This is a genomic window from Ursidibacter arcticus (assembly GCF_009761375.1).
Classification (GTDB): Bacteria; Pseudomonadota; Gammaproteobacteria; order Enterobacterales; family Pasteurellaceae; genus Ursidibacter; species Ursidibacter arcticus.
In genome coordinates, this window is record NZ_LEKM01000024.1 from 22,574 (window position 1) to 32,785 (window position 10,212).

The 10,212-nt window shown below is 35.7% G+C and carries 12 protein-coding genes; 7 read left to right on the forward strand and 5 right to left on the reverse strand.

Translation table 11 applies throughout. From position 1 onward, the window contains the following. Positions 1-277: 277 nt before the first annotated feature. Positions 278-538 (reverse strand): hypothetical protein, encoded by a 261-nt coding sequence (locus tag A1D25_RS00965; protein WP_157393856.1) that lies wholly within the window; start codon positions 536-538, stop codon positions 278-280. A gap of 164 nt (positions 539-702) precedes the next feature. On the opposite strand from A1D25_RS00965, the gene A1D25_RS00970 reads away from it, so the two are divergent. The 7 genes from A1D25_RS00970 (at position 703) to purF (ending at position 6,225) form a co-directional block, all read left to right on the forward strand. Beyond that, complete coding sequence (locus A1D25_RS00970; RefSeq protein WP_205420563.1) at positions 703-843, forward strand: P-loop NTPase family protein; 141 nt, start codon at positions 703-705, stop codon at positions 841-843. Between the two features lie 249 nt (positions 844-1,092). Next, the gene (locus A1D25_RS00975) at positions 1,093-1,263 is read left to right on the forward strand and encodes a hypothetical protein (RefSeq protein WP_157393858.1); all 171 of its coding nucleotides are present in this window, start codon (positions 1,093-1,095) and stop codon (positions 1,261-1,263) included. Between the two features lie 470 nt (positions 1,264-1,733). After that, positions 1,734-1,871: a hypothetical protein gene (locus A1D25_RS00980; protein WP_157393859.1), complete on the forward strand. Its 138-nt coding sequence runs from the start codon at positions 1,734-1,736 to the stop codon at positions 1,869-1,871. 173 nt (positions 1,872-2,044) lie between these two features. After that, the gene (locus A1D25_RS00985) at positions 2,045-2,353 is read left to right on the forward strand and encodes a hypothetical protein (protein WP_157393860.1); all 309 of its coding nucleotides are present in this window, start codon (positions 2,045-2,047) and stop codon (positions 2,351-2,353) included. Between the two features lie 141 nt (positions 2,354-2,494). Beyond that, a complete protein-coding gene (locus A1D25_RS00990; RefSeq protein ID WP_157393861.1) occupies positions 2,495-4,111 on the forward strand; it encodes an FAD-binding protein in 1,617 nt (538 codons plus the stop codon). A 75-nt stretch (positions 4,112-4,186) separates the two neighbouring features. Beyond that, positions 4,187-4,699: a CvpA family protein gene (locus A1D25_RS00995; RefSeq protein ID WP_157393862.1), complete on the forward strand. Its 513-nt coding sequence runs from the start codon at positions 4,187-4,189 to the stop codon at positions 4,697-4,699. Between the two features lie 8 nt (positions 4,700-4,707). Then, positions 4,708-6,225, forward strand: a complete 1,518-nt coding sequence (gene purF, locus A1D25_RS01000) for an amidophosphoribosyltransferase (RefSeq protein ID WP_157393863.1) — start codon at positions 4,708-4,710, stop codon at positions 6,223-6,225. A gap of 70 nt (positions 6,226-6,295) precedes the next feature. Here the strand turns inward: purF and A1D25_RS01005 are convergent, their stop codons facing one another. From A1D25_RS01005 to A1D25_RS01020, 4 genes are all read right to left on the reverse strand, one after another. Next, positions 6,296-6,955 (reverse strand): prepilin peptidase, encoded by a 660-nt coding sequence (locus A1D25_RS01005; protein ID WP_157393864.1) that lies wholly within the window; start codon positions 6,953-6,955, stop codon positions 6,296-6,298. Continuing rightward, entirely contained in the window at positions 6,952-8,166 is a 1,215-nt protein-coding gene (locus A1D25_RS01010) for a type II secretion system F family protein (RefSeq protein WP_157393865.1), read from the reverse strand. Before A1D25_RS01010 ends, A1D25_RS01005 begins: the two co-directional genes overlap by 4 nt. Beyond that, positions 8,159-9,553 (reverse strand): GspE/PulE family protein, encoded by a 1,395-nt coding sequence (locus A1D25_RS01015; RefSeq protein ID WP_157393866.1) that lies wholly within the window; start codon positions 9,551-9,553, stop codon positions 8,159-8,161. The genes A1D25_RS01010 and A1D25_RS01015 overlap by 8 nt, the downstream gene beginning before the upstream one ends. A gap of 66 nt (positions 9,554-9,619) precedes the next feature. Next, entirely contained in the window at positions 9,620-10,057 is a 438-nt protein-coding gene (locus tag A1D25_RS01020) for a prepilin-type N-terminal cleavage/methylation domain-containing protein (RefSeq protein WP_157393867.1), read from the reverse strand. Between the last annotated feature and the right edge of the window lie 155 nt (positions 10,058-10,212).

The window sequence follows — 10,212 nt, forward strand, 5'->3', positions numbered from 1 at the left end:
TAAATAAAAGAATGATCAAAAACGAAAAAGAAGTATGTACTAGCGACAACTGAAAGACTTTAATAGACATATCTTGTAGAGTAATAGTTTTCTTCTTAAAGTTGGGATTTAAAATAAATCTATATATTTCTATGAATGTTGCACTTCTTTTAATAAAAAATAGTAAAGCTAATAAGAGAAATAAAACTATAACTTTAATAATGTATTCCATACTATTTATCCTAAATCTGAAGAAGAAAATAGAACATATTAAATGCTCTATTTTCTTGATTTATTATTAAGGTTGCCAATTCTCCTTCATATGTGGCGGTTCATATCCTGTTTTATCCTTAAAATCTTGGTATCCTTTAGATATATCTTCCGCAGTATCTACAATATCTCTAATAGTATCATATTTTTCATAAGCTTCTTTTACTCTATCTGCTACACCTTTGTCACTTGATTTATTATCCTTATCGCTAGGGGATTTATCACGTTTACCTCCTCTATGTTTTCCACCAGAAACGATGTCTAATTCAGTATTGTGTAAACTTTTCATACAAGACTCCTTTAAATTAAGCAAAGATAGTTGCAACTCATCAAGTTGTAGAAAAATGCTACTCCAAAATAAGGTATAAAAATGTGATACACTTCACAAAATGAAAAAATATATACAAAAATAGTATGTTTTTTGACTTGGTTCAATGGGGAAATATTATCTTTATGGTCGAAGCAACCAGCCATTTAGATGAAGATAATGAGCGAAAAATTAACGAAGCAATAGGAAAGTTAGCAATTACGAGAGTGATTGTAGCTTACCGAGAAACAACGATAAAATCAGCGGATAGAATTGTAAAAATGTGACATATATCACAGATTTCTCTTAATAAGAGGGGTAGACTTATATTTGCTTACTAAATGAGCGAAGATGTTTTTTCTTGCAGATATTATGGCGTTAATTATGGGACTCTTTCTTACTATTATGAAATTCATATCATATATAGAATAAGTATTGGAGAGAACATAATTAATCACGATAGAAAATTGGTTTTTTGCATGATTTACAAGTGAGGCTTTTGAGAGAGCTATAAAATATTGAAGAGGAATCATTTTATGGTTAAAAAAGTTATTGCAGTCTATATATTGATCATTTCATTTGTGCTTATGTTAATTTCTCGCCATTATTTTCCAGAATGGGGAGTTCTTAGTATGATTCCTATAGGTGCTATTGGTTATTATTTCTATGGTAAACTAATGAAGGAGAGTCGTCATGAAAATTCTTAAATCAACAGAAATAAATTCAGCGTAGTGTACCACTACAACAATCCAAGCAAGACCAGTATGTTTGGATTGTTGAAATTCTCTGGCTGGTCTGATAGCTATTGAGAGAAGCTACTTTTGGCGTTGAGTAAAAAAAGTATGCAGTTGCTTGACGCATAGAGAAACAATGTTGAAATCTACCGATAAAATCGTAAAAATGTGAGGTATGTCACAAAACATCAAATTAAAACGGAATATAGTATAATTGCTCAGAGGTGATGATATTATTGAAGTGAGGAGGGATAAACTTGTCGAAAAATCTAATATGGCTACTAATAGCGATTACTTCTTCAAGTACGACAATCTTTTTAAGCTATCTTGGCGTTGCTTGGATATATAGACTAATCATATCTACTGTAACGGTTTTTGTAGTAATTGGATTAGTATATTTAATAACAAAACACCTTTACATAAAAAGGTAAGGAAAGGTTCTTATGAAAAATTTAGAAGAAAAAAATTTATCTTTGGTTTCTGGTGGTATTTCTAAGAAAGATGAAGATTCAATTGTTGAATTCGCTGGTAATGTTGGATCTACGATCGGTGGTACACTAGGTCCTGGGGCTCAGAACTAGGTAAGGCATTTTTAGAAGCTGCAGCCAGAGATCAAATTAAAAACCCTGAGAGATGGGAGCATCCAGAATATAGCAAACCTTGGGATCCTTATGAGAAAAAGGATTCTAGCAATAGTAGTGACAAAGGTGGATCATCTTCAAGAGTCATCTGTACGCACTTCTACCAAAAAGGTATGCTTTCACGTGAACTATGGCGTGCGGATATGGAATACACGCTTAAACATTTACCGCAATCAATGGTGAATGGTTACCATTTATGGGCAATTCCTTACGTCAGATTAATGCGTAAATCGCCTTTAGCTGAAAAAGTGATGTACCCAATTGCATACCATCGTGCTAGAGAAATTGCTTATCAACTGGGATATTTAGAAAAAGGCTCAATAAGAGGTAAAATCTGCAGAGCTATTTTAGAGCCAATTTGTCTATTTTTAGGAATGTTTACGACAGAGAAAAAATACCAAGAATTGTGGCGTAATGCTTGATTTAGGTTAAAGAGAAAATGATTTTTCTCTAATGTTTTTTGGATTTCGGGAGTAAACACAGAACAGCACTTCTCTAATAGACACAACCCCTAACAAGCGGTAAGATCGTGCAACTTTTTTGCAAAATCTTACTGCTTTTTTATGTACCCAATTTCTATTTCTCATCATATTGAAACCGATCTTCTGATTGTTGGCACTGGCATTGCAGGTTTGGCAAGTTGTGTAGAAGCCAATGCCAAGCAAATCCGTACAGTGTTAATTAGTAAAGCACCCATTGGCAGTGGAGCGAGTTATTTTCCCCTTAAAGCGACTTTAGGTATTCAAGTGACAGGTGATCAGGACGATCACGCTAAATTTAAAGAAGATATTGACCGAGTCGCACAAGGAATGAACAACCCTAAAATTGTGCAAGCCTATATTGAAGATTCCGCACAAGCAGTCGAGCTATTAGAGCGGATAGGTTTTCGCCCTTGGAAACGCAATGATAATCGCCCTGCGTGCTTTGCCAAATATGCTCGCCCGATCTATTTGATTAACCAGTGGAAAGAAGCTGCCGAACGAGCCAAACAGATTATTGAGCAACAGCAAACTGAATATTACGAAAATGCCACGTTGTTGCACATTGTAGTAAAACCGAATGAATCCCAACAGAATGTGGTGCAAGGGGCAATTTTCTGTCATAAAACAAGCGGTGAGATGCAGTATATTTTTTGCAAAACATCGCAAATTATTCTTGCCACAGGGGGGATTGCGGGCTTATATAAAGATAACCTTTACCCTGCCGATGTGATTGGTTCTAGCCATTATATTGCTCAACAAGCAGGGGCAAAGCTGACGAATTTGGAATTTATTCAATTTATCCCGTCTTTTGTTGAACCTAAATACAAAGTATTGTTTGGCGAGCATACTTTAAAATATGTGACTAAAGTAACGGATAGCCAAGGCAATGATCTCTTTGCTCACCTTTCACCTGATGCTTTTAAGCAGATGATGCGAGAGCGGAGTGATTATGCCCCGTTTAGCGTTGATTTTAACTGCGTTGAATTTGATTTAGTGATGATGAAACACTTGCTTGAAAACCCACAGGAAAAAGGTGTTTATCTACACTACTCGGCGGATTTATATCAAGATCAAGAAGAATTTTATACGGTTTATCTAAATTGGTTAAACAATGAAGTCGGTATTCATTTATTGCGAGATAAAGTTGCGATTGCCCCTTTTGCACATAGTTGTAATGGGGGGATTGTGATTGATGATTATGCAGAAAGTGATGTAAAAGGTTTATTTGCGGTCGGGGAAGTTTCATCTTGCATTGAAGGGGCAAACCGTTTAGGCGGTAACTCCGTTGGCGGAAGTTTAGTTTTTGCCAAACGAGCGGTTAAACGCATTTTGCAAAATTTAGCCCAAAACCCACCGCTTACCACGACATTTTCAGCTCAAGATTGGGAAAATTATCTTGCCACATTGGTTAATCCGCAAGGTGATGAAAGTTTAAGTGCAAGCCAACTGCTTTTGATTATTCGGGAACTAATGGCTCGTTTTGCTAATGTTTATCGTACAACGGAAAACTTAACAGCATTGCTAGATAGTTTGAAAATGCTGGAGCAACGCTATCAGCCACTAGCTTTTCATCAGCATCAAGGCATTGAAATTTACTATGCGTTAAAAACCGCACAAGCCGTAGTAAATGCAATGTTACAACGAGAAACCAGTTTAGGTTCTCACTTTAGGTTAAAAGAAAATGAAAGTTTCGCTTAATTCGGGCTACGCAAACGTTTTCTTTTTTTGTAAAATAGCACCTGTTTTTGCCAAATAGGCATTTTTTGAGGTTTTATGGTTGATTTTATTATTATCGGAATTGTGGTTTTTTCAGTCCTTGTCAGTTTATGGCGAGGATTTGTTGAAGAAGTAATGTCTTTGGCAGGGTGGATTATCGCCTTTTTTATCGCCAGTAAGTTTTATCCTGCAATGGCGAATTTACTTCTTCAAATTGATTCAGTTTATTTACAAAATTCAGAATATCTACGCAACGGCATTGCCGCAGCAATCTTATTTATCGCAGTGTTAATCGTCAGCGGTATTATCAATGCGTTAATCGGGCAATTAGTCAGCAAGACAGGCTTATCAGGCACAGATAGAGTGCTTGGTGCTGGTTTTGGTATTTTGCGTGGTATTTTTATTGTTGCAGCGATACTGTTCTTTTTAGACACCTTTACCAGTTTTGCTCAAAGTGAATTATGGAAAGAATCTAAATTGATTCCCCATTTTGATTTTATTGTGAAATGGTTTTTTGAGCATTTTGAGCAGTTAAAAGTAAATTCAAGTTTTTTAAAATCGGCTAACTAGAGGTTATTATGTGCGGAATTGTTGGGATTATTGGTCATTCCCCCGTAAATCAAGCTATTTATGATGGCTTAACATTATTACAACATCGTGGGCAAGATGCCGCAGGTATTGTTACCATTGATGAAGAAAATCGTTTCCGCTTGCGTAAAGCAAACGGCTTAGTCAGCGAAGTTTTTCGCCAAGAGCATATGTTACGTTTACAAGGTAATGTCGGTATCGGACACGTTCGCTACCCAACAGCAGGTTCATCAAGCGTATCAGAAGCACAGCCTTTCTATGTAAATTCACCTTATGGTTTAACGCTTGTGCATAATGGAAATTTAACCAACAATGCCGAGTTAAAACAGCGATTATTTACACTTGCAAAACGTCACGTCAATACCAATTCAGATTCTGAAGCTTTATTAAATATTTTTGCTCATTATCTTGATCAATACCCAGCAGAGCCACTCACGCCAGACAATATTTTTGAAACAGTGCGTAAAACGAATAAAGTCATTCGTGGTGCTTATGCGTGTTTAGCAATGATTATTGGCTATGGAATGGTTGCATTTCGTGATCCTTATGGTATCCGCCCATTAGTATTAGGTAAACGTGAAGAAAATGGCAAAACCGAATATATGTTCGCCTCTGAAAGTATCGCTTTAGATATTGTCGGTTTTGAATATGTGCGTGATGTTCAACCAGGTGAAGCGATTTATATTACCTTTGATGGTCAATTCCATTCCGCAATTTGTGCAGATAATCCAAAACTAAACCCTTGTATTTTTGAATATGTTTATTTTGCACGCCCAGATTCTGTTATTGATGGTGTATCTGTATATGCGGCTCGTGTTCATATGGGACGTTTACTTGGCGAGAAAATCGCAACACAATGGCAAGATATTTTGCCTGAAATTGATGTGGTTATCCCAATTCCTGAAACATCAACAGACATTGCATTACAGATTGCGAACGTACTCAATAAACCTTATCGTCAAGGTTTTGTGAAAAACCGCTATGTTGCTCGCACCTTCATTATGCCAGGGCAAGCACAGCGTAAATCATCGGTACGCCGTAAATTAAACCCAATCACGAGTGAATTTAAAGATAAAACAGTCTTGTTGGTAGATGATTCTATCGTGCGTGGTACAACATCAGAGCAGATCGTTGAAATGGCTCGTCAAGCGGGAGCGAAAAAAGTGTATTTTGCGTCCGCCGCACCAGAAATTCGTTATCCAAACGTATATGGTATTGATATGCCGACTTGCGAAGAATTAGTTGCTTATGACAGAAGTGTCGAACAAGTTGCCGAAATGATCGGTGTTGATCGCCTTGTTTTTCAAGATTTAAGTGATCTATTCAAATCTGTTCAGCTTGAAAACCCAGCAATTCATAATTTTGATGCATCAGTCTTTACTGGTGAATACATTACGGGTGATGTTGATAAAGAATATTTAAATTGTATTGCTCAAGCGAGAAATGATAAAGCCAAAGCAAAACTTGCTCAACAAGCAACTAACTTAGAAATTCATAACGAAAGCTAATATATTTATAATGTTCCATCAGCTCAAAATAGCCTTATGCGATTTTGAGCTGTTTTTTTATGATTTATTCCTAACCTAAAATCATCACAGAAAAACTAATAAAAGGAATAAAAGGGAGCTTGGTTAATTGTTTTTTTGTCGCAAGATAAAAAATCAGTGAATAGCCTATACCTGCCACACTTGCAATAAACAGTAGCCAACAAAATTGTTCTAATGAAAATAAAGGCGATAGAACAATGAGTAAAATTATATCCCCTGAACCTAGTGCTTCTTTTTTCAAAATATACTTAATCAATAAAGCGAGTAAATTAAAAAAGAGGATAGCAATAAATAAAGTAAAAATCCGCTCGTAGAGAAAATAAGATTGATTAAAGAGTAGCTCTGTTATAGTAAGTAGAAGAATAATAGCAATATAGTGTATATCAGTTAAGTAATAATAAATATCAATAAAAGAGAGATAAATTAGAATAAAGATAATCAATAAAATAAATATTGAGTATGAGCTAAATAGTGAAAATAATAGAAAGAGTAAGCCCATTAAATAGAAATATGCAAATGGCTTAGGTTGTAATTTTGAGTGTTTAACAAAATCAGCTTGCGTCATTTCATAATCAATAAGGGTTGTAACATCTTGAAAAATAGCGTGGTTGATTTTATGTGGAAATTGATAGAATGCCCTTTTAAACCAAAATAGCATTGAGCAAGCAATCATTAATTTTAAACCGATCATTCTACTAATGCCCCCATATCAAAAATTGGTAAATAAAGCCCAAGCATAATTGTGCCGACAATTACCCCCATAATCAGCATTAGCATAGGCTCAAGCAATTGTGAAAGTATATCAATTTGATAATCCAGTTTTTGCTGATATATCTCACTAATATGATGCAGCATTTGGCTAAGATTACCGCTTTTCTCACCAATAGCGATCATCTGTATCATTTCATTATCAAATACAGTCGGATTAAGCCCTTCATAAAAGCGGTAGCCTTGTTGTAATAATTGGAGCATAAACCTGACTTCTTTTTGTAAAATTGGGTCATCGCTTTGTGTATGCTGAAAAGCATTCAAAATTTGGTTTAAACGAATATGTGCATCAAGCATTAAGCGACAATTTTGGCAAAAAAAGACAATTCTAGCTTGTTTAATAATTTGGTTAAATATCGGTAATCGGCTTAATAATAAGAATTTAGCTCGTTTTAATAATGTTGTTTTCTTATTTATAAAATAAAGAACAAAGCATAATATAAGCGTAAAAATAAATAATCCATAAATTGTATTAGTTAGAAATTGTGAAAATGAAAAGAGTATTTGCGTAATAAAAGGTAATTCTTTCGCTTTATTTGCATAGAGTTCAGCAAATTGTGGCACAATAAAAATAAGCAATAATAAGGATAGGCTTATTGAAATAAATAAAATCATCGCAGGGTAGAACAGAATTTTTTTGATTTTTTTATTTAATTTATCTGATTTACTGCGAGATTCTGCCATATTGCATAAAATTGTGGTTAAGTTACCGCTTGTTTCTCCCATCTTAATCAGTTGGACTTCTTGATGAGATAAATAAAACGGCAGTTTTTCTAAAGCCTGAGAAAAAGAGTAGCCAGCTTCAATCTGTACAATAAGATGTTGCAACCATTGAAATAAGCGAATCTGTTGGCAATTTTCCTTGATCATCACTAATGCCTGCTTTAGTGGAATGTGGGCTTTAATCAGTAATGCCAGTTGATGAATAATTTGAGTAATATCATCTTGTTTAGGCGGTGTTGGGATCACAAAATTTCGCTGCATACGAATATGGCTAAAGCCTTGAGCCAAAAGTTGTCTTTCGGCTTCATCTCGATGGCTTGCAAGCAGTTTCCCTCGCTGTTTTTGCTGAAATCGGTTTAGTCCTTTCCAGCGATATTCATAAATACGCCCTACGGCTAAATCTTTATTCATTCCCTAGCACCCTTTCTACTTCAGCTAAATTAGTCTGTTGATTAGCAATTTTCTCTTTAGCACTCTCAAACAGTGTTGGAAAATCTAAACAAGCGGTCTGTTTCTCAAATTCTTTTGCAGATCGGCTTAAAAATTGATAAACGCCTATTCGCCCTTTATAGCCTTGATAGCAATGAGAACAGCCTTTGCCTACGCATTGGCGGCATATTTTTCTGACAAGTCGTTGTGCAATCACTAAGAGTAGGGCGTTTTTGATTTCATATTCTTGAATACCTAACTGAGTAAGGCGTTCTACCGCAGAGAGTGCATCGTTGGTATGCAATGTAGAAAGAACCAAATGTCCTGTTTGTGCTGCACTTAATGCCATTTTTGCACTCTCTTTATCACGAATTTCCCCGAGCATAATGACATCAGGATCTTGACGTAAAAAAGTGCGTAATAGTCGGCTAAAATCCAGTTGAATATTAGGGTTTACTTGTGTTTGGATTAAGCCATCAATCTCAATTTCAATCGGATCTTCTGCGGTAAGAATATGTTTTTCGGTTTGGTTTAAATGGCTTAACGCACTATATAGCGTAATACTTTTACCACTCCCTGTTGGCCCTGTAACCAGTATCAAACCTTGTGGTTGTTGTAGGGCATTAAGCAAAAGCTGTTTTTGGTTGGTGTTAAAGCCAAGATCTGAAAAATCAAAATGAGTAGGTTTATTTTTCTGTAAACGCAAAACGGCTTTTTCACCGTAGTTTGTCGGCAAGGTTGATACCCTAAAATCTAAAGTATCAGAAAGTGCGGTTGTAAAACTAAATTGTCCGTCTTGCGGTAGGCGAGATTCGCTAATATCTAGTTTGGCAAGTAATTTAATTCGAGAGAGAATTCGCTGACTAAAATGGTGTGAAAGCGTTTTATAAAGATGCAAAACACCATCAATGCGTAAACGAATAACTAAACGATCTTGTCTAGGTTCAATATGTATATCTGAAACTTGTTGGGTAACACAAGTTTTAAACAGATTATCTAAAATCTGGATAATGGGATCATTTAAGTCTAAATGTTCACTACGATGCTCAGTGTAGTCATAATGTTCCGTATTTTCATAGTGTATTGTTTGTTGTTCGGGAGAAAGTGCATTCAGCAAGTATTTCAGCTCTTCGCTGGCAATGATGACAGGTTCTATCTGCTTATTATGCAAGAAAGCGAACATCTCACAAGCACTGAGATTATTTTCATCATCAATCGCTAACCACAACGTTTGTATATTTTCTTGTACAGGAATGGCTAAATAGCGTTGCAACAGTTGCTTTTCTTGGCAATTACGTTGCCATAGTTCCTGTTCAATTTGAAATAACCTATCGTTATTTTTCTCATAAACCGTATATTCAGACAGCATTTTTCCCCCTTTAAGATCAGGCTCTTTCTTGGTTTGAATTAAAGAAAGAGCCTATAAATATCAACTCTAGCCACAGAATCCAGCAGGGAACAGACTGGTATCACTGCCTTTACATTTTGTTGCCCAAGTAATATTTCCATTGGTTACTGTTGGTGTAAGGGTGTATCCATAACCATCTAAATTGCCTTTTCCATCAACAGTAATAACTCCAGCAGAGACCGTAACTGATTTTAAGTATTTGGCATCATTACTTTCGGTTTTAGCCGCCTGAATACCGTTTGAACCTGCAGCACAGTTTGTAACAGCCCCAGTGTTGTAAATACAGATTTCAACGTCTGATTTATAAGACGCAGATGCACGAAGTAGCTCGGAAAGTGCCGCTTTCTGGGTATAACTGGTATAAGACGGAATAGCGATAGTGGCAAGAATGGCAATGATTGCAATCACAATCATTAACTCAATGAGCGTAAAGGCTTTTTGCATAGGTGAAACTAATTTATACATAGATTTCCTTAAATGAATAGTGAGTAAATGTAAAACAATGAGCGGTGTTTCCAACACCTCAGATTATTGACAAAGTCTTTTTTCATTCGGACGCCAGCGTGGCGTCCCTACAAGAAAAGTTATAACCAATTGAAAAATAACAGATTTTATTTTGT

Coding starts and splice junctions, on each gene's coding strand:
- A1D25_RS01005 (WP_157393864.1), bottom strand. CDS start 6,955: ATGATCGGTTTAAAATTAATGATTGCTTGCTCAATGCTATTTTGGTTT.
- A1D25_RS00990 (WP_157393861.1), top strand. CDS start 2,495: ATGTACCCAATTTCTATTTCTCATCATATTGAAACCGATCTTCTGATT.
- A1D25_RS00995 (WP_157393862.1), top strand. CDS start 4,187: ATGGTTGATTTTATTATTATCGGAATTGTGGTTTTTTCAGTCCTTGTC.
- A1D25_RS00965 (WP_157393856.1), bottom strand. CDS start 538: ATGAAAAGTTTACACAATACTGAATTAGACATCGTTTCTGGTGGAAAA.
- A1D25_RS00970 (WP_205420563.1), top strand. CDS start 703: ATGGTCGAAGCAACCAGCCATTTAGATGAAGATAATGAGCGAAAAATT.
- purF (WP_157393863.1), top strand. CDS start 4,708: ATGTGCGGAATTGTTGGGATTATTGGTCATTCCCCCGTAAATCAAGCT.
- A1D25_RS00975 (WP_157393858.1), top strand. CDS start 1,093: ATGGTTAAAAAAGTTATTGCAGTCTATATATTGATCATTTCATTTGTG.
- A1D25_RS00980 (WP_157393859.1), top strand. CDS start 1,734: ATGAAAAATTTAGAAGAAAAAAATTTATCTTTGGTTTCTGGTGGTATT.
- A1D25_RS01015 (WP_157393866.1), bottom strand. CDS start 9,553: ATGCTGTCTGAATATACGGTTTATGAGAAAAATAACGATAGGTTATTT.
- A1D25_RS01020 (WP_157393867.1), bottom strand. CDS start 10,057: ATGTATAAATTAGTTTCACCTATGCAAAAAGCCTTTACGCTCATTGAG.
- A1D25_RS01010 (WP_157393865.1), bottom strand. CDS start 8,166: ATGAATAAAGATTTAGCCGTAGGGCGTATTTATGAATATCGCTGGAAA.
- A1D25_RS00985 (WP_157393860.1), top strand. CDS start 2,045: ATGCTTTCACGTGAACTATGGCGTGCGGATATGGAATACACGCTTAAA.